The following is a 23,603-nucleotide window of genomic DNA, read 5'->3' as shown; positions in this document are numbered from 1 at the left end:
CAACCCGGGTGCAGAGGCTGGCCGCACCGGCTAGCGTAGAAGGGAACGGAGGCCCACCCACATGCGCAAGTTCATCTTCAACGGCAGCGTCATCAGCACGGTGTTCAGCGGCATCTCGGCGATCCAGGCCACGAGGCAGGGACCGCGCGACTGGCGGCTGCTGTTGCTCTGGGCGAGCTGGGGCATCTCCCTCGCACTCGCGATCGGATCCGTCATCGAGGACAGCAAGAACGCCGAGATCGAGCGCTAGAGTCGGCTGATTCCCCCGTTTTCCCGCGTGTCTGCGGGGATTCTCAGGCGTGTGCACGCACACTGGGACCATTCCACCTCGAGGAAAGGTCCAGGACATGTTCGGTCGTCGTCGACACGCCGCGCCAGTATCCGCCTCGAAGCTGACTGAGAAGCAGCTCTTCGACCTCGTGCACGCCCGCCTCGCGGACGAGCTCGGCGCCACTGGCGCCTGGGTCCTGTCGAGACGACTCCCCGATTCCGGGGACGAGATCTTCCACGATGTCTTCGCCCAGCAGCTCGCCCACGAGATCGCGACGGACATCGACCTCGAGCAGGCCGCCGTCACCGTGCGTGCCGAAGCCCCCGCTCGCGGCTGGCGGCTCTGGGGTCGCGCGGACGCCGAGCCGGAGTCGATGAGTGAGGACGCCGCTGTCGCGGAAGCCGTCGCTGTCGAGACGGCCGGCGCCGAAGCCGGTGCAGAGTTCGACCACGCGGCACCCACGACCGAAGCGATCGAGGTCTTCGTGGCCGAGGTCATGGCCGATGCAGCTGCAGAATCGGCAGCTGAGGCGGCCGAAGACGCCGCAGAGGCCGAAGACGCGCCGGTTGCTCCCGTGCTCGTCGAGCGAACGCTCCTCGAACCGCAGCACTACCCCATCGCCGTCTGGGCCGAACCCGACCTCATCGACGCGAGCCTCGTGAACCCGGTCCCAGCACGGAACCGCTCCATCGCCTAGCAGCTCACCGCACAGCACGTCAGGCCCGCTGTCCCGCGCACATGCGCAGGTGATAGCGGGCTTCGTGCATTTGAGAGCCCGGCTCCGTGGCGACGGAAACGGTGCGTGACGCCCCATCGAACCCGAATCGATGAGGCGTCACGGCGCGGGTGGGCGAAACGCCCGACCGACGCTGTGCTCCGCAGGGCTGGGTAGGCCAACGGAGGCTTGATCCGTCCGCGACCAGAACCCGATCCGGTCGACGAACCGACCCGTCTACAGTCTCACACCGCGGACGATGCCGATGACCATCCACGGCGGTTCGCACACTCGTTCAAAGGGATTGTTCAGATGATCCGCCGAGTGCGCGCCGACTGGTCCGCAGAGGTCAGGGCCGCTGGTCCAGTGTGGTCAGTCGTTCGACGGCCGCGTCGAAGTCCAAGGTCTGCATCACTTCGACGGCGCTCGCGTATCGGTGCCCCCAGAGGGCGACGTACACGTTGCCTGCCCGCTCGACGAAGCCCCTGTCCCGGCCCTCGACGCTCACGACGTAGAGCACATCGGAACGCTTCTCGACTGTCGCCTCGGTGCGACCGGTGGTGTACACGGCTGCGATTCTCATGCTGCACCTCTCGTCTCCCAGAGGCCGCCGCCCGACGGGCGAGATCTCGCCGACGTCTCCGGCGCCTCGTGTTCAACGGTACGCGCGAGGCCGGATCCGGGCACCGGGTTGCCCGATCGTGGCCGACGTGCTACCCGCCGAGAACGGGTTGCTCCGCCTCGGATCGGCCACGAACGCGCAAGCCGTCGATGAGGAGTGCGATGCCGAAGCGGAATGCTTCCGTGGCATCCGAGCCCGTAGCCGACGGGTCGAGCGAGTGGTCCGGTGCGACGACGCCGAGGCTGTCGGCCTGCAGCCGCTGCTGCTCATGGGAGACATGGCCGAGGACGAAGTGGAGCAGCACCGCAGCGGCCGCGGCACTCGTCTCCTGGTCGTATCCGCCCTTTCCGATGACGCTCGTGAACCGCTCCATCGGGGCTTCGGCGCCGAGCCCGAGAGCGATCGTGCTCGCGACGACCTCTGCGCCGTCCCGATACGCGAGGAGCGACTCCCGCAGGACGAGCGCCTCTGCGGCGAGCGCGACCGACCAGTCGACATCCTCCTGGGTCGTGGCCCGCGGTGCGACGATGCGGTCGGAGAGCGTCGCGAGCAGGGACTGCTTGTTCTCGAAGTGCCAGTAGAGTGCGCTCGGTTGGACGTCGAGTGTGGCGGCGAGACGCCGCATCGTGAGGTCGGCGAGGCCGTGTTCGTCGAGGATCGCGAGGGCCGCTTGGGCGACGTCATCGCGGGAGTGACGGGTGTGGCCGTACCGGGGGTTGGATGCTGTCGCCATGGTCACACTATACTCGAACACTGTTCAGGTGAACGGCGTTCAGGTGAACACCGTTCATGTCGACATCGTTCAGGATGTGCGGAACCGTCCGCCCCGGCCAAGGAGTACCCGTGACCACTCGCAAGCGTTTCGCCATCGACGACCTCGCCCGCATAGCCGTCTTCGCGGCGCTCATCGCCGTCCTCGGGCTCCCCGGGGCCATCCCGGCGTTCGGAGGCGCGGTCCCCATCACCGCCCAGACGCTCGGTGTGATGCTCGCGGGCGCCGTGCTCGGCCCGTGGCGCGGGGCTGCGGCGATCGTCGTGCTGGAGGTGCTCGTGGCGGTGGGCCTTCCCCTCCTCTCCGGCGGGCGCGGCGGCTTCGGCGTGTTCGTCGGCCCGAGCGCCGGCTACCTGGTCGGATGGATCTTCGGAGCCTTCGTCGTCGGCGCCATCGTCCACGCGGGGTCGAGCCGCCCCACCTGGTGGCGGACGGCGCTCGGTACGGTCGTCGGCGGCATCCTCGTGATCTACGCGTTCGGCATCCCGATCCAGGCGCTCGTCACGCAGCTCCCCCTCGGCCAGACCGCGTTGACGAGCCTCGTGTTCCTGCCCGGCGACCTCATCAAGGCGGTCCTCGCGACGATCGTCACGATGGCGCTCTGGCGCGCGTACCCGCGAGCGTTCCGTCGTCCGGCCCAGACCGTCGCGCCCGTGACCGCGCGCACGTCCCCGTCCGACACCACCGCGCCCGCCCCGCACGAGCCCACTCGATGACGGACCGCCGGATCGCGGTGCGCAGCGGAGACGTCCAAGTCACGAGCGATGAACTCGGCGAGCGCCTCGAGCGCGCCTCCGCCGCTCAGCCGCTCGCGCCGGGGCGCCTCGTACTGATCATCGACGCCGACCCTGCGGAAGCCCTGGTGCGAGCATTCGAGGTCCGTGCAGCCGGCGGCGTCCCCTTGCTCGGCGACGACCGGTGGACCGACGAGTTCCGCTGCAGCGTCGAGGCGCTCGTCGCCGCCTCCGCCCCGGCACCTGACGCGGCGTGGGCGACGCTCAGCTCGGGGAGCACGGGCGCTCCTCGCGTCATCGTGCGAACGGCGTCGTCCTGGTCCGATTCGTTCGACGCGGTCGCAGGCCTCATCGGCCTGACCGCGGATGACGTCGTCTACCTGCCGTCCCCGCTCACGTCGTCCGTGTCCGTGTTCTCGGCTGCGCATGCGCACGGTGCAGGCGCGGCCGTCCTCCTCCCCCGCGCCCACGCCGTGTCCGATGAGGACCTCGCTGTCGCGACCGTCGTCCACGGCACGCCTCAAGCCCTCCGGACGATCGTCGAACGACTCGAGACCGGGACTCCGCATCGGATCCGAGTCGTCCTGGTCGGCGGCGCGCACCTGGACGGGGCGCTCCGCGAGCGAGCCGAGGCGCAGGGCGTGCGCATCGTGTCGTACTACGGTGCGGCCGAACTGTCCTTCGTCGCTGTGGACACCGACGGCCTCGGCCTGCGCGCGTTCCCCGGCGTCGAGGTCAGGATCGAGGACGGGGTGCTCTTCGTGCGGTCGACCTTCTTCGCGTCGGGCTATCTCGACGGCGTGGCCGGGTCCTTCCGTGTCGATGCGGACGGCTGGGGCACCGTCGGCGACCTCGCCGAGGTCGTGGACGAGGAGGATCGCCAGGATGCGCGCGGCCCAGCCCTGCGTCTTCGCGGGCGCAGCGACGGAGCGATCCTCACGGCGGCGGCGACCGTCGTTCCAGAGGACGTCGAAGCGGCGCTCCGGTGCATCGACGGTATCGAGGACGCGGTCGTCTTCGGCATCCCGCACCCGAGCATCGGAGCACTCGTCGCAGTCGTCCTCCAACTGCGCGACCACCCGTCCTCCCCCACGCTGCAGACGATCCGTTCCGAGGCCAGGACCCGGTTGGCGTCGTCCCACCTGCCACGGCGCTGGTACCGTTCCACACAGCTGCCGCGAACCTCCTCCGGCAAGCCAGCCCGCGCCGAGATCCGCCGAGCAACCCTCGCGGGAGAGATGAGCCGTTGTGTCTGACACCGCTCTCACATTCCCCCTCACGAACCTGCCGACGCACGAGGGCGCGCCGCTGCCTCCCGACGCGCCCGTCATCATCGCCGCCCGCCGGACGCCCATCACGACCAAGGGCGGCCGCCTGGCTCAGTTCCAGGCGGAGGAGCTCGCAGCTGTCGTCCTCCGGGCGGTCGTCGACGACGCGGCTCGTGTGCTCGGGCGCGAATTCCCCATCGGCGACGTCATCCTCGGCAACTGCATGGGACCCGGCGGCAACACGGCACGCGTTGCTTCGCTCGCGGCCGGGCTCGACGTGCGGATCCCCGGCATGACCATCGACCGCCAATGCGGCAGCGGGCTCGCGGCGATCGTGACGGCGGCCGACTCGATCTCGGCGGGCGATGCGCGCCTCCGGATCGCCGGCGGGGTCGAGAGCGCGTCGACCGCTCCGACGCGCACGGCGGCCGGTACCGGCGCTCCTTACAGCCGTGCTGCGTTCGCACCGGACGGCTTCCCCGACCCCGAGATGGGACCAGCGGCCGAACACCTCGCGGGCCTGCACGGCATCACGCGCGAACGCCAGGACGCCTACGCGCTGCGGAGCCACGACCTCGCGGTCGCCGCGCAGCATCGCGGAGCGTTCGACGAGGAGCTCGTCGCACTGTCGGACGTGGTCGCCGACGACGGTCCGCGTAGCGGGATGTCGGCGATGCTCGGCCGCTTCCCCGCCCTCCACGGCGGCACTGTGACCGCGGGGAACTCGTGTCGGATCAGCGATGGCGCCGCGGCCGTAGCGATCGTGCCCGCAGCGTTGCGCGGGACCGCTCCCGGACTCGTCATCCGCGCCACGGCGACGATCGGTTGCGACCCGGCGACGCCTGGCATCGGGCCCGTCGACGCCGTGCGGGACCTGCTCGATCGGACGGGCCTGACGCTCGACGACATGGCCGCCTTCGAACTCGTGGAGGCGTTCGCGTCCCAGAGCCTCGCCGTCTGGCAGGAACTCGGCCTCGCGGACGAGGACGGCGTGGACCCCCGCGTCTGCGCCGACGGCGGCGCACTCGCGCTCGGCCATCCCTGGGGCGCCAGCGGCGCTGTGGGCCTCGTGCGCCTCTTCTCCCGTCTCGTCCGGGCCGATGCCCCGGCAGGCGCCCGTGGCATCGCCACAGTGGCCGTCGGCGGCGGCTTGGGCATCGCTGCACTCGTGGAGGTCGTCCGATGACCGGCGCACCGGAAGCCGCGCTCAGGCGCGACCTCGTGTTCACGGACGTCTCGGTCGTCTTCGGCGAGCGCATCGCCCTCGAGCGCGTCTCTGTCACGCTCGACCAAGGTCGCATCGGCATCATCGGTTCCAACGGCTCCGGGAAGTCCACCTTCGCCCGCATGCTCAACGGACTCGTCACCGCAGGCTCCGGAGACGTGCGGATCCACGGGCTCGACCCCGTGCGCGAGGCGAAGCAGCTGCGGCGGACCGCCGGGTTCATCTTCGCCAACCCGGACGCGCAGATCATCATGCCAACGGTCCGAGAGGACATCGGCTTCTCGCTGCGCGGTCGCGGGCTGTCGGCCTCGGAGGTCTCCGTGCGGGTCGACGGCTGGCTCGACCGCTTCGGGCTCACACCCCACGCGGACGCGCCGGCCCACGACCTCTCAGGCGGCCAGAAGCAACTCCTCGCGATGAGCGCGGTCCTGATCGGCGAGCCGGCCCTCGTCATCGCCGACGAACCGACGGCCCTCCTCGACGCCTCCAATCGGCGGCTGATCAGCGATCACCTGCTCGACGTCATGCCGCAGCAGCTCGTCCTCGTGACGCACGACATGCGTCTGGCGGCTCGATGCGACATCGTCCTCCGATTCGAGGGCGGCCGACTGCACTCCGTCGGTGAGCCCCGCGACGTCATCGACGCGTACGAACTGGACCACGCGTGATCGCGCTCTACCGGCCAGGGACCAGTCCGCTGCACCGCATGCCGACCGGGCCGAAGGTGCTCGTCGTCCTCGCGCTCATCCTGTTGGTGTCGATCGTCCCGCACACGCTGTGGACGCTGCTCGCGGCGTTCGGCCTGGTCATCGTCGGCTATCTCCTCGGCGGCCTCGGCATCGGGGCGCTCCTGCGGCAGGTGCTCGTGGTTCGGTGGCTCATCGTCATCACGCTCGGCGCACAGCTGTTGTTCCTGACGATCCCCCAGGCGACGACGAACACCGCGAGGGTGCTCATCGCCGTCCTCCTGGCGGCGCTCCTCACACTCACGACCCGGACGTCCGCGCTCCTCGACGCGACGGAACGCGCGCTCGGACCGCTCCGTCGATTCGGGGTGGACCCGTCACGCATCGGCCTCCTGTTCGCGATGACGATCACGATCATCCCCGTCATCGGCTCGTTCGCCACCACGATCCTCGAAGCGCAGCGTGCTCGTGGGGTTCCGCTGCGCCCGCAGACCTTCGTCGTGCCGTTGCTCGTCATGTCGATGAAGCACGCCGACGACCTGGGCGATGCGATGGTCGCGCGAGGCATCGAATGACGGAGGGATCAGCTCTGCCGGTGCGCCGCACGGGTGACTTCGACGTCTACGGGAAGCCGGTCGACGACCAGACGAGATGCGAGCACTACCGGACGCCCGTCGACGTCATCGCGATCCGCTTCCACTGCTGCGACCGCTACTACCCCTGCCACCTCTGCCACGAGGAGACGGCCGACCACGCGGCGACGCAGTGGCCCGCCGACGAGCGGTCCGCGCTCGCGATCCTGTGCGGCGTGTGCGCCACGGAGCTGACGATCGCCGACTACGTCGACGCGACGAGCTGTCCCGCGTGCTCGGCGCCGTTCAACGAGCGCTGCCACCTGCACGAGCACCTCTACTTCCTCCCGCGCTGATCGGAGTGTGAAACTGGGACGATCACGAGGACGTGGAGGACGCGATGCAGACGAGCGAACCGATCCCGGGTGAGCCATGGCCTCACGACATGCGGATCGAGGTGCAGGACTCCCTGCAGACGCTCCTCGACCTCCTCTGGGTGCGCGAGGCGTGGGGCTTGACTCCAGTCGGCGCCGATCTCCCACCACTCCTCACCGAGACGCCGCCGGCGACGCTCGGTCCCGCCGCTGCTCCGCCTGCCAGTCCTGCGGAGTGGTCGGCTGCTTGGCCCGCGATCTGGTCCGCCACCGTCGTGCACGCTGCCGATATCCGTGATCCGACGCTGTTCGCCGCCGCCTCCGAGGCCTCGGAAGACTCCGCCGAACGCGCAATCGTGCTGAGCCGATTGCTCGGTCCTTCCTGGCGAGAGGAATTCGGCGATGCCGCGTTCACCGATGCGCATGGCGCCTGGTCGACCGCCGGCTTCGAGCGCCGTTCAAGGCGGCCGCAGCTCTCGCTCGAGGAGCACCCCGAACGACTCGCATTGGACGCACTCGTTCCCGCCTGGAATTCCGGCTTGGCGAAGGTCGTAACCATCCCGTGCCGCGGCGACCACACGCGCATCATCGGCCCGCGTACGCTCCTCGTGACCGATGAGACCCGTGCAGATCCGCACCGCTACCGTCGCGCCCTCACACGCTTCGCCGCCTCGCCCCACCCCTGATGTTTCACAATTCCGGAAGTCCTGTGACAGGAGTGACGAAGCAAGCGTTGTCCGTGCCGAGCACACGCTTTCCGGGCTGAGAACTCCGGAATTGTGCTCAAACAGATCGAGGCGGACGGCGATGGACAAGGAGGCGGCAGGTACGCAAAAGGCCCGAGATCATGATGATCTCGGGCCGATGGTGCACCCCCCGGGACTTGAACCCGGAACCCACTGTTTAAGGGTTTCGCCGGTTCCACTGCACTCGGCAACGGCCGGCCTCGCGGTGCTCATGGCCGTAGTCCTCCGGGCGGTGCGCGCATGAACGTCTACGTGGTGCGCGATCGCGCGACGGGCAGTGTGATCCAGACGACCACGAGCGACGCCGATGCGCTGTGGTGGACGCAGGAGGGCCGGGCCGACGTATTCGCCGTGCTCGTCGTCCCGGCGACCGAGTGGACGCCACCGGCCGACCCGGAACCGACAGATTCGGAGGCGAACTGATGCCCAGCTTCCAAGTCCACGAGACCATGACTGAGATGAGCCGGGTGCGCGGCGAGCACCCCGAACTCCGCAGACGACGCGACGCGGCGCGTCTGCGCAACCGCGCCAGACGGCTTCGCAAGCTACGTGGGAAACGGCCACGCGTGCGCTGGACGTTCGTCCCGAAACCGGATGGTTCCGGTACTGTTACCGATTCGTCACCCGAATGAGGGGCATTTTGTCAGGTGGGCGTCCGTCTTTGCGTTTCGATGAAACCAAGATGAAACACCAGATACCGACGCCCGAATCCTGGCGAGATGCACTTGAGTCCTACCTGTCATGGATGCGCGCCGCCGGCGCACCAGACACCACCGCCTATCTGCGGTCGTACCACTTGCGGCGGTTCGCTTCGGAGACGAAGCGGCCGCCGTTTCCCATGACCCTCGACTTCCTCGCCGGCTACCTCGGCGGACACGCCAAGCTCTCCCCCTCGTCTCGATCCTCCATCCGCTCGTCACTCCGGGCGTTCTACCAGTGGGCACACATCACCGGGCGCATGGAGCACAACCCGGCCGCCTCACTACCGAAGATACGCGTCCAAGCAGGCAAGCCACGTCCGGCCCCAGAGGCCGCCGTGGAGGCCGGGAAACGCACACATGACATCCGAACCCGTCTCATGGTGCAAATGGCCGCATACGCGGGCATGCGATGCGGCGAGATAGCGAAGGCCTCGAGCACCGACATCTTCGAGGACTTCGTAGGCTGGTCAATCGTCGTGCACGGAAAGGGCGGCAAAGACCGAGTGGTCGAGTTGCGCGACGAGCTAGCGCACATGCTGCGTCAGCTTCCCGCCGGCTACTTCTTCCCCGGCCAAATCGACGGCCACCTCTCGGCCGGCTACGTGTCGAAGCTCGTGAGCGGCGCACTGCCCGCCGGCGTCACGGGGCATATGCTGCGCCACTGGTTCGCTGGCAAGGCCTATCGAGCAAGCGGAAACGACATTCGCGCCGTCCAGGAACTGCTAGGTCACGCGTCGGTTGCGACGACGCAGATTTACACAGCGATCGAGGACGGCGCGAAACGCCGAGCGGTCAACTTCTAGTCGGCGGCGTGCTTGCCGTCGCTGGTCGCGTACCCGGCTGCGAACACGAGCAGGACGGTGACGGCTCCCTGCACGTAGTCGGGCACGTCGAGGCCTGCGAGGCCGACCGCCCAGCACAGGACGGTCGTGCCGGCCGCTGCGGCTGCACTGGCGGTTACCTTGGGGTTGATCCGGGCCATGTGTTCTCCTTCTGTTCGAGCGCGTGGATGCGCGATTCGTGGGTGGATTGGTCCTGTCGGATGAGGCGCACGTCCTGCTTCATGCCGCCGAGGTCGCGGACCAGCTCGCGGAGCAGGTCGCCGGTTTCGCTGTGCTTGCCGTCGAGGTCGTCCCGGAGGTTCACGCTGTGGTCGTTGGCGACCTGGTGGCCGAGTGCCTTGACGCGGCGATTCACGAGCAGCATCAGCACGCTTGCCGGCGCGGTAAGGACGAGTGCGGCGGCGCTGATGAGGGCGACGATCACGATGTCACTCACGCCACCCGCACCGCCCTTCGGAGCCGTCGCAGTACCAGCCTGCGCGGCCTCTCGGACAGTGCCCCAGGTTGCAGAGGAAGCGCCGCCATGCGCGCCTAACGCTTGACACGGGCCGCGACGGTGGCCGCGAATCGGTCACCCCTCATGTTCGCCTCGTTGACGAGGGTGGACACCTCGTCCTCGGTCAGCCCGGTCACTTCGCCGTACGCCTTCGTGTTGACGCCGATCGAGAACCCTTGACCGCCTTCCGTGGAGGTGAACTTCTTGCCCTCGAAATCGGACACGAGGGCAATGGTCCCTCGATCGACGCGGACGATCTTCGGCATGGTGATTCCTTTCAGGATGGTTGCGGTGAGGGTGACGATGTAGTCGAGGGGATCGACGGCGGTCCCGTCGGCCAAGTGGTACTCCTGGTGGGCGTGGACGAACCAGCCAGCGACGCTGCCCCACGGGCCACCGGTGCGGCCCATGACGCCGATGCTCTGTGCCCGGGTGACCTGATCGCCGGCGCGCACGAAGAACGCGGCCATGTGGGCGATGAGCGACCAGGTGCCGTCCGGGTGCTCGATGATGACCCGATTGCCGTAGGTGCCGTCCCAGCCGGCGACGCGGACGATGCCGGCTTCAGGAGCGATCAGCGCGAGGTCGGCGGCGGTGCTCGCGCCGTGGCCGATGTCGATGCCGACGTGTGCGTGCGCGCGGCCGGCGTCCTCACCGTGGAACGTGGTGATGTTGCCGCGTGCGGTCTTGATGAGTTGCATGTGCTGTGCTCCTAGATCGGGATGACGCCGGCGACGACGACGGAGCCGCCGCCGGCGATGGTCATGCGGACACTGCCGTCCACGTAGATGTCCACGGAGTGGAATGCTGACCCGTACGCGAACACGCGCGTTTGACGACTCGGGCGATAGCCGACTGGAAGCGTCATCACCAACTCCCCTGCGACCCAGCTGGCCTTGTTGTACGCACCGTTGAGGTAGAGGATGCCGTCGCGTTTGCGGAAGGCAAGGCCGTTCCACCCGCCGATAAACACGCCCGACCATCCGGACGCGAACGGCGGGTTGCCCGTCGCGCCGATGATCTTGAAGTCGGAGTCCGTGATGTGCGCGGTCTTCGTTTCGAGCGTCGTCAGCCGGCTCTTGATCGCCCCGACGGCGACCGAGACGCTGGCTGTGGCGAGGTTAAGCAGATCGGAGAACAGCGCCCGAAGGTCGTCCTCTCCGTACTGCCAAATGCCGTTGCTGTCTTTGCTACCTGCGGCCATTACCCGGCGCTCCCTTCAAGCTTCTCGACGCGTGTGTAGAGGTCTTTGACCAGCTCCAGCAGGGGCACGACCATGCGGGCGTAGTCCACGCTGATCGGCTGCCCGAACGTCTCGGATTCGGGGTTGACGTCCGTGGGGACGAACTCGGGGAAGCCGGCCTCGAGAACCTCTTCGGCCAGGTAGCCGAGTTCCCAACTGCCGTCGCCGTGACGCAACTGGTAGCGCACGGGGCGGATGCTCAGGAACGCCCGGAGCTTGCTCGGGTCGTTCCAGGTCCGAATGAACTTCTTGAACCGGGTAGCGGACGGCTGGATGCCGAGCCTGCCAGAGCCGTCGAGCGCGGCCGCGACCCAGTTCGACGTGACGGGGCTGGACCGGCCGGCAACCGAGTACACGAAGCCGCCGGCAGAGAGGTTGCCGGCGGCCGATGCGTCGCCGCCGATCGTCAGGTACGCACAGTTCAGGTTGCCGTTGCCGTCAAACCCACGGCCCGTACCGCCGATGCCGAGTCCCCCGCCGGCGTTCATCGGGCCAATCGAGGACACGCCACCCGTGGTCTGCACCGGTCGGGTGATGGTGCCAGATGTGATCTTGCCGGCGTCGAGTCCTGGAATTTGATCCGGTGTCGCTTGACCGGTGATCTTCGAGAACGAGTGTCCACCGTCGATCATGTGCACGGCCAGCTCGTCACCGCGCTCGTTCAGGTATCGGTAGCCTTCGCGTGCTTTGTCGGTGCCGGCGTACACTTTCAGGCCGGCGGCTGCGGCCTTGTCTCCTGCGGCCATCAGACCATTCCTTTCGGGTCGAGCGTGTTCCAAGTCGTGTCGGCGGGCAGGTCGTTCCACCTGATCGAGTCGGGCATGTAGAGCCAGGCATCGTTGGGGATCTCGAACAGACCACGAGTCGTGACGCGCATCTCGTCCGCCGGCCACGCCCACGAGACGGAACCGACGTAGCCGGCTTGCGCGAGCGCGCCGGCGATGTTGACGGACACAGGCTGTCCGGGCGTCGCTGAGTAGTCGGAGACGGCCTCGACCTCGAACACTTGGCCCCGGCCTTGCGAACGTGCGAGGACGCGGGAGGCTGCGCCGGGTCCGGGGTATGGCGTGTTCGTGAAATCGATGGTCTTGACCTTGCTGAAGCCGTCAGTCTCGGCCGTGTCGTATGCCACCTGGTCGATTCCCAGGGCGTCCTTCCACCGGTAGGTGATGACCACGGCGTCGCACCAGTCGCCGTCTCGATCGATGACGTTGGACGCATCCGTGATGGTGCCCTCGGAGCTGAGGACGAGCGCACCAAGATCGGGTGCCTCTTCGTCGCCGGTCAGGTGCCAGCGGCGCAACTCGTCGCACCAGAGGCGCAACGCGGATGCTTGAACGATCGGGGCGAGGAACGCCCACCCGAAGGTGCCAGGGTTCCACACGGACGCCTCGGGCGCGACCGCCGCATCCGCCGTGCCCGGTTCCAGGTGCCGGCCGATCTTGGCCAGGACGAATCCGACGAGCTCGCGCACGGACAAGATGCCGGTGCGGAGCGATTCCGTGGCCACGAGCGCGTAATCCTGCAACAGGGCTTCGTCGGATGCGATCGGCAACTCGACATCGGCGCTGCCGTAGCGGATCGCTCGGCGGCGCACGCCTAGGTCGAAGCTGCGGGTGGTGGAGTTGCGGCGCCCAAAGCTGTTCCACGGCGTGAACCCGTCAGCGCTCAGTGCGGTCACGCTGCCGGTGAACGCGGCCGTGATCGCCTTGACGCTGCCGGCATACCGCGCGGTCAGCTCGGACAGCGGCCCGGAGTCGCCGAACGTCTGCACGAGCGTGATCTGTGCTCGCACGTCCTCACGAGGGTCCAGCGCTGCGAGGAAGTCGCTGTCTCCGATCGGTAGCACCAGCTCGCCCTGGACGTACGGCGACCAGCTCTCATCAAGGCTCAGCCGGGCGCTCTTCAGGGAGACGCTGTTACCGCCGGCTACGCCGATCGATGCCCGAATGGTGTGCATGCTGATCGTCATGCGAGCACCTGCCGGAAGGGCACCTTCACGGTCCAGTGGTTGCGGGTGCTGTCATCGATCGCTCGATCGACCGCGTTCGTCGTGACGTAGCGCATCGCCCACGTCGGCCGGCCGGGGTAGTCGAGCACGAACACGCCGGGCTTGTTGTGGAGCGTGACCGCTGCGGCCGCGTCGGCCTCGGAGCGGAAGAACAGTTCCAGCACGCCGGCCCGTGTCGCGCCGGCGTGCAAGGTCACGTCCGGGTCGGACCTGTCCAGAATCTCGTGGATGACGTTCCGGGAGTCGTGGCGCTCATCGGGGATCGTGAGCAGGTCCGGGGTGATGGTCGTGGTGCCATAGCTGATGGTCGGCATCAGTCCACCTTCTGTCCGGTGCGGGTCACGATGTCGGCCGTGATCGTGAGCGTGCGTTTGCGGTTGAGGAATGCGCTCAGGTCGGACGCTGCGCCGCTCGTGTCGGCGCTGGTCCCGATGGTCGCGGTGCGGCCCTTCGACGCCAGGCCGTCGAGCTTCACTTCGGCGTCCTTCGTGTCGGCCTTGGCCTTCACGGTCGTCTCGCGCGGTTTGGTTTCGGTGGCCTTCGTCTTGCTCTCGGCCTCGGAGGTGTCGGCGTCCACCTTCGCGGTCACACCGAACTCGGACGGGAGCGTGCCTTCCACGGCGCTCTTGCCGGCCTCGGCCGCTGCGGTGAAGGTGCTGTCGAAGTTGTTGACCATCTCGTCACCGCCGGCGAGGATCGCGGCGAGCATCGGCGCGAAGTCGATTCCCTGATCCACGAGGTACTGGTAGGCCTCGGGCGAGAGCCGGGCCTGTGCCGCTTCGAGGTTCGATGCGTAGTCGTTGGACGCCTGCAGGCGCGCCTGCACGCCGGCGAGGAACGCGGCCGGGTCGATCGCGCCCGTCTCCTTGTTCTGGTAGTCCTCCCACGACCCGGCAGCGCCGTCCACAGAGTCCTGGATGGAGTCGATCGCGGCCGCCTTCGTCGCGAGCGCTTCACCGCCGGACTCCACGAATAGCCGCTCCTGCTCGGCAGCTTCGTCGTACTTCTTCTTGGTCTGATCCAGATAGTCGTTGAGGACTGCGAGGCCGTTGGCCCGGCGCTGAATGTCTCCCAGCGGCTTGCCTGCCTGCTGCGCCGCCACGTTCGCATCCTGCGTGGCCTGCTCAAGATCTTTGTACTTCTTGATTAGCTCTTTCAGCCCATCGCCGTTGCCGGCGTATGCCTGGGCGAGATCCGCGAATGAGGTGCCTGAGTCGTCCGCGACTTTGCGGAGTTTTTCGAGGCTGTCCTTGCTGCCGTCGGTTTCGGTTGCCAGCTCCTTGAGCCGGTCCACGATGAACCCGATTGAGGTCTCTCCGACGTCGCCGGTCTCGATGAACTCGGTTGCGAGGTCGGCCACGGACTGCTTGAACTCTTCGGACTCGGCTTGCCCGTTCTCCATCGCGGCCATGATGAGGCCGATTCCGAGTGCGCCGGCTGCTCCGGCCGCTGCGCCGACCGGTCCCAGCTCGGACACGATGCCGCCGAGCGTGCCTTGGATGCCGTCCGCGAACGACTGCGCCGAGCCGTCGAATGAGCTGAAGGTTTCGGCCGCGTTCTGTCGGGCTTCCTTGCCCAGCTCTTCGAGGTCCTGCCGGGCCTGCGACGTGCCTTCCTTCGTGTTGCGGGATAGCGCTTCGCTGGCCTGTTTCGTCTCGCGCTTTGCGCCGGCGGCCAACTCTTTGAAGCTGCTCTCGACCCGCTCCAGGCTCTTCCCGGCGTCTTTCGAGGCGTCCTTCGTTTCCTTGGACAGCTCGCGGCCGATCTTCGCTGAGTCCTTCTTAGCGTCAGCGGCCACGTCGTCCAGGGCGTCAGACACGTCATCGAGGGCTTGCTCGATGTCGCCCGTGCCTTTGAGGAAGTCGCGTACGTCGGACGTGATCCCGATGCTGATGCCGGCCATTAGCTGGACTTCCCTTCAAAGGCTTCGTGGAGGATGCGGACGGTGGTTTGGACCCAGAGGGCGGCGAACCTCGGGGCGAGCCGCGTGGCGGCCGGCCAGGCGGAGTAGCCGGCCGATCTGCGAGGCTTCAGTTGCTTGTTGAGCACGCGGCTGTAGCGGTAGGGCTTGCCGGCGCTGGAGGTGGCCTCGACCTGCCCGCGCCGCCACTTCGCGCCGAACTCGACCGCGTGGCCCAGGTCGCGTGGTGAGGCACCGCCGGAGAGCTTGCGGGTGGACTGTGCGGCCTTCAGGGTCACGCGCTCGGCCGTCACATCGGCTCGCGCGCCGCCGGCGATCACCCGTTCTTCGAGTGAGGTCGTGGCGTTCGCGCGAAGCTCCTGCTGCCACTCGGGCACGATCGCGCTGCGGGTGGCTTTGAAGATGGACCGGCGTAGCCCGGTCTGCATCTGCTTCAGCGCGAGGATGACGGCCTGAAGCTCACGGCTCTTGGTGACGCTGAGCATCAGGCCGTCTCCACGGCTAGACGACCGCGCCGGCCGTGTAGGCCGGCTTGCCTCGGACCGGCAGCGTCACGGACGCGGTGCCGAACGACTCGATCGCACCGCCGATGTCGCCCTGGGTGATGATGACCGTCACCGCGAACTTCGGGCCGGAGCCGAGCGGCGAGAACTCGACCGCGACTTCCTTGCCCTCGTTGTTGAGCAGGTAGACGCTCAGGCTGTTGGCCGTCTCCCAGTCCTGCGCGTATTCAAGTCCGCACGTGAACGTGGGGTTGGTCGTGTCGGTGAACACGGCGTCGGGTGTCCCTCCCTTCCACGTCTGGATCGAGGACGAGGGCGTGATCTTGACGGACGAGACGTGCTTCTCGTAGTTGTCCGCGCCGATCTTCAACAGGTAGTTCTTGAAGACGCGGGGCTTGACGGCGATCTGTGGCATGGTGTTACTCCTTCGTTGCGATGACGGTGGCGTCGATGCGGTAGGCGGGGTTGCCCGTGGTTTCCGGGCCGCCTCCGTAGGTGGAGCGCTCGGCGGTTTCCCAGCTCAGGAACGCGAGCTGATCGAGCGCGGTGATGACCTCGGCCAGTGCGGCATCGAGGTCGTCTTCGGGGTCGATCAGCTTTGGCTCGATCACCCAGATTGCGAACTTGCACAGGTAGCTTCCCTGCGCGTTCGGGGCGTGGCTCACGGTCGTCTGGATGAGCTGCACGACCGGCCGGCCGCGTTCGAGCGCGTCGATGCTGCGGGGGTTGTCCACGATCTTGTAGCGCTTCGGCAGGCCGGCCTTGTGCAGCTCGGCGGCGATCAGCTTGCGGTTGTTCATCGGATGCGCGGCTTTCCTCGGGTCGGCCGGAGCAGCCCCTTCACGGGCCGGTCCAGCTCGTACACGCGGACGGCGAACCCGTCGGTGCCGATCTGGTCGCCGGGGTCGCTGCGGGTGCTGTTCCAGATGTTGCGGGCATGCATGAGCTGCGCTTGCACGTAGTTCGCCGGCACGGGTGCGCCTGCCGGCAGGGCCGGCGCGTAGGGGATGCACGAGAGCTTCGCGGATTCGAGCAGCACGAACACTTGCGCGTCGGACGACGGGGCGTCGGTCCAGTCCTCTCGGGCCTGCTCGATCGACACCCACCCGTCCTCGTGCTCCACGACGAACCGGAGCGGCCGGAGCCGGTCGCCGCCGGCGCGCATGAGGATCGACCAGACTCCCGGCGTCGCGAAGGCCGGCGTGCCCGTCCACTTGATGACGACCTCTTCAGGCTCACCGTCGGTGCCTGGCGTGCGCTCGACCATGAGCTGTGCGACGATGCCGCGCTGCGCGTCTCTCAGCTCAGCCGTGAGCGCCTCTGCGGGCGGGTCGGTCAGTTCGTTGTACTCGTCCACGAACTCGACAGGGATCGGGCGCATGGGGACGTCTCCGACCCAGTAGGGGCCGACGTCCTGAGCGACGGGTGAGACTGCCACGGGGTGCCTTTCGGTGGAGGGTGGGGAGCTGGCCCGGCCGGGTGTGCAGGCCGGGCCAGCTCGGGACTAGCTGCCGGAGCCGCCGGCGGCCGGCTGAACGTGCACGAGCGCCTTGGCCTTGTGGATCACGGTGCCGGCGTAGCCGAACAGGCCGGTGTCGGTGGAGCCGTGGGCGACGTCCTCGGCCTCGACGCGGATCGGGACGCCGGGCAGCTCGTGGAACGTGGCCGCCTGGCCAGCGCCGGCCAGCACGCCCTTGAACGGGACTTCGGTCGGTTCGGCCTCGGGGTTCGCGGGGTCGTAGACCAGGTGGCTGCTGCGCGGCTTCAGACGGAATCCGTTGTTGCCGAGCGTGCCCTCGGTGAAGCCGAGTGCGGCGTCCAGGTAGCCCAGCACGTTGTTGTTCGTCGTCTTCAGGATCGCCTTGTACAGCGCCGTCTCGACGAACGCGAACGACGGGATCGCGCGGGCAGAGGTGACCTCGGCGGCCGCGTCCACGAGGTAGGACAGCCCCTTGGCCAGGCCGGCCGGCACAGCATCCGGGGTCGCGGCCGTGGCGTGCGACTTCAGCTCACCGAAGGCCGTCTCGTTGGACCACTCGGCGTAGTCCTCACGCATGGCCTTGTAGTAGCTCTCCCAGTACTCGGCCGACGGGAAGTGCTTGAACTCGTTGGCGTGCTTGTGCGCGCCGGCCCAGTAGGCGGCCTCGATCTGGTACGGGACCATCTTCGGCGTGTTGGACGCCACGGCCGTGCTGTTGCCCGCGTACGGGCCGCCCTTGGGCTTCGTCTCCCAGCGCCACCCGGCGATCGTGCGGGCGGTGAGCGAGTCCGTGGTGATGACGTCGATGACGTCGCGCTCATAGGCGAGGCCGTCCCACAGTTCGCCGAGCCACTGCGGGAAGGGCGCGATGACGTCACCGATGGCCGTGCCCTCGGGGTTGCTGTAGGCCACGGCGTCGAGCGATGCGAAGAGCGTGTGCCGGCTCGGGCCGGCGTTCTTCGCGATGCGAGCGAACAGGGTGCTGTCTGCGGTGCCCTGCTTGATCGCGTTCAGGTCACGCATGATCTGGCGGAAGCTGGGTGCGACGGCAGCGCGTGCCGGCGCGGTCTTGGTCTTGCGGGCGGTCAGGGTTGCGGGTGCCGTTGCTCCGGTCACGTTCTCTTCCTCTTCTTCGGGGTCCGGCTCAGCGTCCGGGTCTTCGGTTTCCTCCACGACGGTCGTCGTGGTGGTGGTCTTGTCGGCTTCGGTGGTCGTCTCGGTGTCCTCGACGCGACGCCAGGTGACGCCCTGCTCGTCCACGTACTCCGTTTCGTTGTGCTCGGTCGTGGTCACGGCGTCGCCGGCGGTGTCCTCGGCCGGCTCTTCTCCGATGTCCACGGCTGCGGCGAGCAGCGTGGCGGACGGGAACGCGCCCTCGCGGACGAGAGCGGCACCAAAGATGCGTCCGGACACGGCACGGCCGGCTCGGATCACGACGTCGGCAACCTCGGCGCTGATCGCGCGGCGCTTGCCCGTCAGCACGTCCCGGAGCGCGGTGTCGCCCTGGTCTGTCTTGGCGAAGTACACCGACGCACGGACGCCCTGCGGCGTCTCGCGGTAGGACACCACTTCGCCGTTCACGTGCTCGCGCTCGTGGTCGGTGTTGAAGACGGAGCCGCGCGGGTCGGTGGGGATCGTAAACGCGCCGGTGTCCACAGCGAAGCGCCCCAGGTTGGAGCTGCACTGCTCGCCATAGGGCACGAGCAGGGCGTCGTAGGTGCGGTCGTCGGCGGTCGCGAGCAGCGTGCCGGCGTAGATGTGTGCGTCTGTCATGGTCAGTCCTTCGTGACGGGTCCGGTTGGGCTTGGCTTGGTGCTGCGGAGGTCGCTGAAGTCGAAGCGGACGCGCTGACCTTCGGGCACTACGTCGTCCTGCGAGAGGCGCGCGGCGATCGGGTCGGCCCAGTAGGACAGTGAGATGTCGGCAAGCTCGTTGCGGCTGTCCTCTTGCGTCGAGTACGTGAGCGACGCGGTGGACAGGGAGCCGTCGAGCGCGGCCGCCGGGAGGTTGGTGAAGTTGGCGGTGTCGATCTTGGCGAAGTTGCGGGCATCGATCGCGAGGTCAGTGGCCCGGTCACCGTGGATCTTCAACTCGATGTTGTGCGGCGTGAACGTCACAACGCCCTTGGGGTCTTCGCGGGAGGCGATGTAGTCCGCGATCAGCTCGTCAATCTCGTCATCCGTGTACGCGCCTTCGGAGGACTCGTGCAGCTCGGTCACGGGGATCGGGTTGGACGCGCGACGCACGAACGCCTCTTCAAGGGCGATCGCGCCGCGAAGGCTGCGGGTGGCGTATTCGAGGAAGCCTTCCGACGGGCCGGGGAACAGGATGACCTCATCCGGGTTCTCCACCGGCTCATCGTTGACGATGATGCTGCCGTCAGCGTCGAAATGCCACCACTCGGTGGGGATACGTTCGGCCGACTCGATGTCGCCGGCGCTGTTGCGCGGCGTGCCCCAGAGCGACCAGCCGTCGAAGAGGCAGTCGTCAATGGTCCAGATCATGCGGTGGTGGGGCGTCATCGCCCCGTTCGTGCGGTACAGCCAGGCGGGCTGGGTGTCGAGCTTGCCGGCTTCGTCCAGAGCGACGAGCGGGGCCGGGGCGATCTGTCCGCAGAGGATCGCGCGGGCCTTGGCAACGGACGGGATCGTCATGGCCTCGGCGCGGGTGAGCAGCGCCGCGCCCTGGCCCATGAACTCGGCCGCCAGGATGCTGTTGAGCTGTCCTTGCGCCCACTGAGAACGCATTCGCCGGCGACCCCGTGAGCGGTCGCCGGCGACGGGCTGAGCGCCCCAGATGCGATTGATTGCTTCCCTGATTCCCACACGGGAAACTATGTGGACTACCCCCGGACAATCGACGAATCGTCGGCGTGGCGTGACCGATACTTCGCCGCTGCATCGCGCGCTTGAGTGACCCCAGGATGCTGCTGCCGTTCGTGGTCAGCGGCGCACCGGTGGGCCTCTTCGTAGCCGAAGCGGACGGCCGACCAGAAGTCACATTCGGTGCACAAGATCACGACTGTTTGCGACGGCGACGGGTCGAGTTTGATGGTCATGCGTTGGCCTTCCTGGCGAGTGACGCGGACGAGCGGATGCGGCGGGAGCCGCGTTGTTCGGTGGTGTCGAAGGTGCGGAGCGCGATCGTCGCGGCTACGAGCGGTGTGATGTCCACGCCGCTGGATTGCCGGCGTCCCCACGCCCATCCGTTGTCGCCCAGTGAGCGCTTCACGACGCCCTCGGCGGCGACGTTGAGGCCGGCCTGATCGGAGTGGCGGAGCCGTCCGCCGTCCAGCTCCTTCATTAACGTGGCGCACATGGCGGCAACATCCTTGTACTGGATCGGCTTGCGGCGCGGGGCCGGCCGGCGCTTGGCCATTGCCTCGGCCTCGACCAGCACGGCGCCCACGGTGTCGTGTCCGATCAGCGACCGGTAGCGGCCGGACAGCTCGACGCAGCGGCCCACGAGCCAGTCCGTGCCGGGTCGGTGGTCGACCAGCTCGACGTAGGTCAAGCCGTCCTGTCGCCATGCTGCGACGATCGCGGCCGCTGCGCCGCCGGGGTCCACGTCGATTCCGAACGCGAATGCGTCGGGCTTCACGGGCCAGTCGGGCATCGCGCCGTCGCGCCACTTCGTCATGTCGATCGCGCCTCGGCTGAAGTCCTCGGGCCAGATGCCTAGGTACTCGCGCATGAACTTCGGCAGGGCCAGCTTCTCGAATCGCTCTTCGATCGTCTCTTCGTCGGTGAGCGTGCCGATGCCAGGGTGCGCCGCCAGAACGATCGCACGGGCGAGGGTCCAAGACTTCTCGCCTCGTCCGTCCAGGAGGTCCACGGCCTCGGTGTTGGCCGGCGCTGCGAACTCCACGATGCCGGTGCGCTTGGCTCCCCGGCGGCCGGCTTCCAGCGTGTTCCAGAACAGGCCGGATCGGTGCTGACCTGCGGTGCCGGCGACGATGAGCTGCGCGCCGGGGCGCGTGTCCATGACGGGAAGCACACCGGCTTCGAGCGCTTCGGACACCTCGGCGTCGTGCTCCTGCGCCTCATCGAGAATGATGAGGTCGCCCTCGTCGCCTCGGAAGCTCTCTTCCTTCGGCGGCACCACTTGAAGCATGCTGCCGTTGTTGAATTCGATGACCTGGTGGCCTGCGCCCTTCAGGATCTTGAACCCGCGCTCGTACTCGTTCGGCCAGAGCGACGCGAGCTTGCGCGCCATCGCGAGGAACCGGTCACGGGCCTTCGTGCCCGACTGCGCGGTGAACAGGACCACGTAGTTTGAGCGCATCTTGCAGCGGCCCAACGCGATCGCGAGCAGCGCCGTCGTCTTGCCGGCGCGCCTCGGGACGCACACGCCGATCGTGCTGTTCAGCGGCTTGCCGGGAGTGATGACGTTGCCCTCGTCATCGAGGACGCCGGGCCGGCACGCGTCGATCGCATCCGCGATCTTCCATTGCTGCGGCGTCGGCTCGAATCCCAGCAGCTCACAGCCGGCCAGGAACTCGTGCTCCCACGTCTCGGCGTTATCGAACGCTGAGATGTGGAGGGCCGGCACGCCCTCGCGGCGCTTCGTGCGGAAAGTGCCGTCCGCGTCGGTGCTCACTCGCATCACGGTGGGTCCCGGCTTCGCCGGTGCCCCACTGTGAAAGAAAGTTTGCGAGACGGCAAGCGGGGGTTGTTCTGCTATGTCAAAAAGGCTCGCGGTTTGCGTCGGGATGCGATCGCTCTTCTTCGGCGTCACCATGCGCGCATCTGCTTCCGAGCGCGACGCTTGCCGTTCGTCAGGGCAGCGCCGACCTTGCCGCCGTCGCTGCGGTTGCACTTCGAGTGGCCGGGGCCAACGTCGTTGCGGGTCAGCGGTGCGTCAGGGTCGAGGTAGGCGTCACGGCCGGGCAGATGGCAGACATCCCACGACTGCTCCGGGTAGACCGTGCCGCCGAGCTGGCACACGAGCTGGACGCACGGGGCGGGCAGCGTGGGCGCGATCTGCTTGCGGAACTTGACGAGCTTGCCAGCTACGCCCTTCCGGCTGTGGTTACCGCTCATGCGCGGCACCACGGGCAGGTCAGGCCGTCGAGCCGATCAAGGCGCGAGAGGTGCCGGCAGGTGCCAGCTACTTCGGCAGGAAGAGCCTGTCGAAGTCCTCCGTGGTCTGAGAGTCCACGAGCCGCTCGCACACCGTCAGCGACACGTCCGCCGGCTTGCCCTTCGCGACGTAGGTCGTCACGCAGTCCTCGACGGTGGCGTGCTGCGCGGCGCACGCTGACGTGGACACGAGCAGCAGCAGAGCCAGAGCGGAGGCGGAGACGAGGCGTGCGACGTTCATGGACGCACACTAGCAGCCACGTCAGCCACAGGATCAGCGCGAGCGGCACGGCCAGGTAGGGCGGCACCTGGTCCGGCGTCATCGCTGCTCTTCGGTGATCGAGGCGGAACGTCGGACGGCACGAGACGCGTGCACCTCGTCCATCCGCCGCTGGTGCTGCTCGATCTGGCCGGCCACGAAGCGCATGGCCTCGTGCCAGGTCGGCAGCCACGCGCCGAACTCGGGGCCACTGTGGGCGTTGCCGTACTCGGCGTACCAGCCGCGTCCGAACGTGCCGATGCGGTGCGAGCCGGCACGGCGCACGGTCCAGCGCGGACGATAGAGCGCGTCGCGGATGACGTCAGTGGTGGTCTTTGCGGTCATAGCACTTCTCCTGTGGTGGTGTTCACGATCTGCGGCGGCAACAGCACGTCGTCGGGCGTTCGTGCTCCGCAATCGCGGCAGTAGCGAGGGTTGGACGGTTCAGGCGTGTGGGGACGTCGACCCTTGGCGTTCGGGCAGACAGCCGCGTCGGGAGCGTTCATGCGCTCGACCGAGGCCGCGAGGGCGAAGCCGTCGCCAGAGGTCGTGCGGCTCTGCCGCTCCGATTCCTCCGTGCGCGGTCGTGACTTACCTTGGGAAGTCTTAGAAGGTGTTCTTAAGTAGTGTTCTTTATGCGTGCGATTATCGAATGCGGTGTTCGTGCGATTATCGAATGCGGTTGACGACCGCGTGCGATTATCGAACGCGGTGAAATCGTCCATGCCGGGCAGCGGCGTCCCCGGCTCCGTCAGGTGCCACTTGGTCCCGTAGGTGCCCTTGTCCCCGCGCTCGTTCTGGCGCACGAGGTAGCCGTGGCGCTCCAACTCTTCGACCGCTGTGCGGACGGCCGCGATACCCTCGCGCTGATCCTTCGGGTCTGACGAGTCGCCGGCAAGCGTCTTCAGCGACACCTCGGTGCCGGGGGCATGAGACATCAGGTGCGCGAGCACGCCGGCAGCCTTGTAGCTCAGGTCACGGGTACGCAGATACGCGTTCGGGATCTGCGTGAAGTGCGTCTCGAAGCTCATAGGGTGACGTACTAGAACGCCGCCCGTGTTCGTGGGTCGGCTCATACGAT

General features: G+C 67.7%; 33 protein-coding genes and 1 tRNA gene. 11 read left to right on the top strand and 23 right to left on the bottom strand.

Annotation, left to right across the window (positions count from 1 at the left end):
• The first annotated feature begins 61 nt into the window (after nucleotides 1-61).
• Together ACQ3HB_RS12835 and ACQ3HB_RS12830 are read left to right on the top strand one after the other, a co-directional pair.
• The gene (locus ACQ3HB_RS12835; protein WP_430920449.1) at nucleotides 62-250 is read left to right on the top strand and encodes a hypothetical protein; all 189 of its coding nucleotides are present in this window, start codon (nucleotides 62-64) and stop codon (nucleotides 248-250) included.
• 97 nt (nucleotides 251-347) lie between these two features.
• The gene (locus ACQ3HB_RS12830) at nucleotides 348-968 is read left to right on the top strand and encodes a hypothetical protein (protein ID WP_430920448.1); all 621 of its coding nucleotides are present in this window, start codon (nucleotides 348-350) and stop codon (nucleotides 966-968) included.
• Nucleotides 969-1,335: 367 nt separating this feature from the next.
• Here ACQ3HB_RS12830 and ACQ3HB_RS12825 read toward each other — a convergent pair whose 3' ends face one another.
• Together ACQ3HB_RS12825 and ACQ3HB_RS12820 are read right to left on the bottom strand one after the other, a co-directional pair.
• On the bottom strand, nucleotides 1,336-1,569 hold the full coding sequence (locus ACQ3HB_RS12825; protein WP_430920447.1) for a hypothetical protein: 234 nt from the start codon (nucleotides 1,567-1,569) through the stop codon (nucleotides 1,336-1,338).
• A 130-nt stretch (nucleotides 1,570-1,699) separates the two neighbouring features.
• Nucleotides 1,700-2,341, bottom strand: coding sequence for a TetR/AcrR family transcriptional regulator C-terminal domain-containing protein (locus ACQ3HB_RS12820; protein WP_430920446.1), 642 nt, complete (start codon nucleotides 2,339-2,341; stop codon nucleotides 1,700-1,702).
• Nucleotides 2,342-2,415: 74 nt separating this feature from the next.
• Between ACQ3HB_RS12820 and ACQ3HB_RS12815 the strand changes: the two genes are divergently transcribed.
• Genes ACQ3HB_RS12815 through ACQ3HB_RS12785 form a run of 7 tightly spaced genes read left to right on the top strand, consistent with a single transcriptional unit; the run spans nucleotide 2,416 to nucleotide 7,925 of the window.
• Entirely contained in the window at nucleotides 2,416-3,096 is a 681-nt protein-coding gene (locus ACQ3HB_RS12815) for a biotin transporter BioY (RefSeq protein WP_430920511.1), read from the top strand.
• Nucleotides 3,093-4,370, top strand: coding sequence for a class I adenylate-forming enzyme family protein (locus tag ACQ3HB_RS12810; RefSeq protein ID WP_430920445.1), 1,278 nt, complete (start codon nucleotides 3,093-3,095; stop codon nucleotides 4,368-4,370). The genes ACQ3HB_RS12815 and ACQ3HB_RS12810 overlap by 4 nt, the downstream gene beginning before the upstream one ends.
• Nucleotides 4,363-5,568 (top strand): thiolase family protein, encoded by a 1,206-nt coding sequence (locus tag ACQ3HB_RS12805; protein WP_430920444.1) that lies wholly within the window; start codon nucleotides 4,363-4,365, stop codon nucleotides 5,566-5,568. Before ACQ3HB_RS12810 ends, ACQ3HB_RS12805 begins: the two co-directional genes overlap by 8 nt.
• Complete coding sequence (locus ACQ3HB_RS12800) at nucleotides 5,565-6,275, top strand: energy-coupling factor ABC transporter ATP-binding protein (RefSeq protein WP_430920443.1); 711 nt, start codon at nucleotides 5,565-5,567, stop codon at nucleotides 6,273-6,275. The genes ACQ3HB_RS12805 and ACQ3HB_RS12800 overlap by 4 nt, the downstream gene beginning before the upstream one ends.
• On the top strand, nucleotides 6,272-6,868 hold the full coding sequence (locus ACQ3HB_RS12795; RefSeq protein WP_430920442.1) for a CbiQ family ECF transporter T component: 597 nt from the start codon (nucleotides 6,272-6,274) through the stop codon (nucleotides 6,866-6,868). The genes ACQ3HB_RS12800 and ACQ3HB_RS12795 overlap by 4 nt, the downstream gene beginning before the upstream one ends.
• The gene (locus ACQ3HB_RS12790; protein ID WP_430920441.1) at nucleotides 6,865-7,221 is read left to right on the top strand and encodes a CHY zinc finger protein; all 357 of its coding nucleotides are present in this window, start codon (nucleotides 6,865-6,867) and stop codon (nucleotides 7,219-7,221) included. Before ACQ3HB_RS12795 ends, ACQ3HB_RS12790 begins: the two co-directional genes overlap by 4 nt.
• A gap of 44 nt (nucleotides 7,222-7,265) precedes the next feature.
• Nucleotides 7,266-7,925, top strand: coding sequence for a hypothetical protein (locus tag ACQ3HB_RS12785; RefSeq protein WP_430920440.1), 660 nt, complete (start codon nucleotides 7,266-7,268; stop codon nucleotides 7,923-7,925).
• A gap of 179 nt (nucleotides 7,926-8,104) precedes the next feature.
• On the opposite strand, the gene ACQ3HB_RS12780 is transcribed toward ACQ3HB_RS12785, so the two are convergent.
• Nucleotides 8,105-8,167: transfer RNA gene (locus tag ACQ3HB_RS12780), tRNA-Leu, on the bottom strand.
• A 58-nt stretch (nucleotides 8,168-8,225) separates the two neighbouring features.
• Between ACQ3HB_RS12780 and ACQ3HB_RS12775 the strand changes: the two genes are divergently transcribed.
• Complete coding sequence (locus tag ACQ3HB_RS12775) at nucleotides 8,226-8,408, top strand: hypothetical protein (protein WP_430920439.1); 183 nt, start codon at nucleotides 8,226-8,228, stop codon at nucleotides 8,406-8,408.
• Nucleotides 8,409-8,667: 259 nt separating this feature from the next.
• The gene (locus tag ACQ3HB_RS12770) at nucleotides 8,668-9,489 is read left to right on the top strand and encodes a tyrosine-type recombinase/integrase (protein WP_430920438.1); all 822 of its coding nucleotides are present in this window, start codon (nucleotides 8,668-8,670) and stop codon (nucleotides 9,487-9,489) included.
• On the opposite strand, the gene ACQ3HB_RS12765 is transcribed toward ACQ3HB_RS12770, so the two are convergent.
• The 20 genes from ACQ3HB_RS12765 to ACQ3HB_RS12670 form a co-directional block, all read right to left on the bottom strand.
• The gene (locus ACQ3HB_RS12765; RefSeq protein ID WP_430920437.1) at nucleotides 9,486-9,668 is read right to left on the bottom strand and encodes a hypothetical protein; all 183 of its coding nucleotides are present in this window, start codon (nucleotides 9,666-9,668) and stop codon (nucleotides 9,486-9,488) included. The two genes, ACQ3HB_RS12770 and ACQ3HB_RS12765, sit on opposite strands and share 4 nt — an antisense overlap.
• A complete protein-coding gene (locus ACQ3HB_RS12760) occupies nucleotides 9,644-9,964 on the bottom strand; it encodes a hypothetical protein (protein ID WP_430920436.1) in 321 nt (106 codons plus the stop codon). The genes ACQ3HB_RS12765 and ACQ3HB_RS12760 overlap by 25 nt, the downstream gene beginning before the upstream one ends.
• A gap of 95 nt (nucleotides 9,965-10,059) precedes the next feature.
• The gene (locus ACQ3HB_RS12755; RefSeq protein ID WP_430920435.1) at nucleotides 10,060-10,725 is read right to left on the bottom strand and encodes a murein hydrolase activator EnvC family protein; all 666 of its coding nucleotides are present in this window, start codon (nucleotides 10,723-10,725) and stop codon (nucleotides 10,060-10,062) included.
• A gap of 11 nt (nucleotides 10,726-10,736) precedes the next feature.
• Nucleotides 10,737-11,228, bottom strand: a complete 492-nt coding sequence (locus tag ACQ3HB_RS12750) for a hypothetical protein (protein ID WP_430920434.1) — start codon at nucleotides 11,226-11,228, stop codon at nucleotides 10,737-10,739.
• Nucleotides 11,228-12,013, bottom strand: a complete 786-nt coding sequence (locus ACQ3HB_RS12745) for a tail fiber domain-containing protein (RefSeq protein ID WP_430920433.1) — start codon at nucleotides 12,011-12,013, stop codon at nucleotides 11,228-11,230. Before ACQ3HB_RS12745 ends, ACQ3HB_RS12750 begins: the two co-directional genes overlap by 1 nt.
• Nucleotides 12,013-13,239 carry a hypothetical protein gene (locus ACQ3HB_RS12740; protein ID WP_430920432.1) on the bottom strand — a complete coding sequence of 409 codons (1,227 nt, stop codon included), beginning with the start codon at nucleotides 13,237-13,239 and terminating at the stop codon, nucleotides 12,013-12,015. The genes ACQ3HB_RS12745 and ACQ3HB_RS12740 overlap by 1 nt, the downstream gene beginning before the upstream one ends.
• Complete coding sequence (locus ACQ3HB_RS12735) at nucleotides 13,236-13,592, bottom strand: hypothetical protein (RefSeq protein ID WP_430920431.1); 357 nt, start codon at nucleotides 13,590-13,592, stop codon at nucleotides 13,236-13,238. The genes ACQ3HB_RS12740 and ACQ3HB_RS12735 overlap by 4 nt, the downstream gene beginning before the upstream one ends.
• A complete protein-coding gene (locus ACQ3HB_RS12730; RefSeq protein WP_430920430.1) occupies nucleotides 13,592-15,181 on the bottom strand; it encodes a hypothetical protein in 1,590 nt (529 codons plus the stop codon). Before ACQ3HB_RS12730 ends, ACQ3HB_RS12735 begins: the two co-directional genes overlap by 1 nt.
• The gene (locus tag ACQ3HB_RS12725) at nucleotides 15,181-15,684 is read right to left on the bottom strand and encodes a hypothetical protein (protein WP_430920429.1); all 504 of its coding nucleotides are present in this window, start codon (nucleotides 15,682-15,684) and stop codon (nucleotides 15,181-15,183) included. The genes ACQ3HB_RS12730 and ACQ3HB_RS12725 overlap by 1 nt, the downstream gene beginning before the upstream one ends.
• A 16-nt stretch (nucleotides 15,685-15,700) precedes the next feature.
• Entirely contained in the window at nucleotides 15,701-16,117 is a 417-nt protein-coding gene (locus ACQ3HB_RS12720) for a hypothetical protein (protein ID WP_430920428.1), read from the bottom strand.
• Nucleotides 16,118-16,121: 4 nt separating this feature from the next.
• On the bottom strand, nucleotides 16,122-16,502 hold the full coding sequence (locus ACQ3HB_RS12715) for a hypothetical protein (RefSeq protein ID WP_430920427.1): 381 nt from the start codon (nucleotides 16,500-16,502) through the stop codon (nucleotides 16,122-16,124).
• Nucleotides 16,499-17,140: a hypothetical protein gene (locus tag ACQ3HB_RS12710; RefSeq protein ID WP_430920426.1), complete on the bottom strand. Its 642-nt coding sequence runs from the start codon at nucleotides 17,138-17,140 to the stop codon at nucleotides 16,499-16,501. The genes ACQ3HB_RS12715 and ACQ3HB_RS12710 overlap by 4 nt, the downstream gene beginning before the upstream one ends.
• A gap of 66 nt (nucleotides 17,141-17,206) precedes the next feature.
• Nucleotides 17,207-18,955, bottom strand: a complete 1,749-nt coding sequence (locus ACQ3HB_RS12705) for a hypothetical protein (protein WP_430920425.1) — start codon at nucleotides 18,953-18,955, stop codon at nucleotides 17,207-17,209.
• Between the two features lie 2 nt (nucleotides 18,956-18,957).
• A complete protein-coding gene (locus tag ACQ3HB_RS12700; protein WP_430920424.1) occupies nucleotides 18,958-19,929 on the bottom strand; it encodes a hypothetical protein in 972 nt (323 codons plus the stop codon).
• Nucleotides 19,930-20,024: 95 nt separating this feature from the next.
• The gene (locus ACQ3HB_RS12695) at nucleotides 20,025-20,240 is read right to left on the bottom strand and encodes a hypothetical protein (protein WP_430920423.1); all 216 of its coding nucleotides are present in this window, start codon (nucleotides 20,238-20,240) and stop codon (nucleotides 20,025-20,027) included.
• Entirely contained in the window at nucleotides 20,237-21,922 is a 1,686-nt protein-coding gene (locus ACQ3HB_RS12690; protein WP_430920422.1) for a hypothetical protein, read from the bottom strand. The genes ACQ3HB_RS12695 and ACQ3HB_RS12690 overlap by 4 nt, the downstream gene beginning before the upstream one ends.
• Nucleotides 21,916-22,224: a hypothetical protein gene (locus ACQ3HB_RS12685; protein ID WP_430920421.1), complete on the bottom strand. Its 309-nt coding sequence runs from the start codon at nucleotides 22,222-22,224 to the stop codon at nucleotides 21,916-21,918. The genes ACQ3HB_RS12690 and ACQ3HB_RS12685 overlap by 7 nt, the downstream gene beginning before the upstream one ends.
• 67 nt (nucleotides 22,225-22,291) lie before the next feature.
• Nucleotides 22,292-22,504: a hypothetical protein gene (locus ACQ3HB_RS12680; protein WP_430920420.1), complete on the bottom strand. Its 213-nt coding sequence runs from the start codon at nucleotides 22,502-22,504 to the stop codon at nucleotides 22,292-22,294.
• 78 nt (nucleotides 22,505-22,582) lie between these two features.
• The gene (locus ACQ3HB_RS12675; RefSeq protein ID WP_430920419.1) at nucleotides 22,583-22,867 is read right to left on the bottom strand and encodes a hypothetical protein; all 285 of its coding nucleotides are present in this window, start codon (nucleotides 22,865-22,867) and stop codon (nucleotides 22,583-22,585) included.
• The gene (locus ACQ3HB_RS12670) at nucleotides 22,864-23,553 is read right to left on the bottom strand and encodes a hypothetical protein (protein WP_430920418.1); all 690 of its coding nucleotides are present in this window, start codon (nucleotides 23,551-23,553) and stop codon (nucleotides 22,864-22,866) included. The genes ACQ3HB_RS12675 and ACQ3HB_RS12670 overlap by 4 nt, the downstream gene beginning before the upstream one ends.
• Between the last annotated feature and the right edge of the window lie 50 nt (nucleotides 23,554-23,603).

It is taken from the genome of Plantibacter lichenum, from assembly GCF_050587525.1.
In the GTDB taxonomy this organism is placed as follows: Bacteria; Actinomycetota; Actinomycetes; order Actinomycetales; family Microbacteriaceae; genus Plantibacter.
The sequence above is the reverse complement of the archived record's forward strand: the minus strand, read 5'-3'. Positions and strand labels throughout refer to the sequence as shown.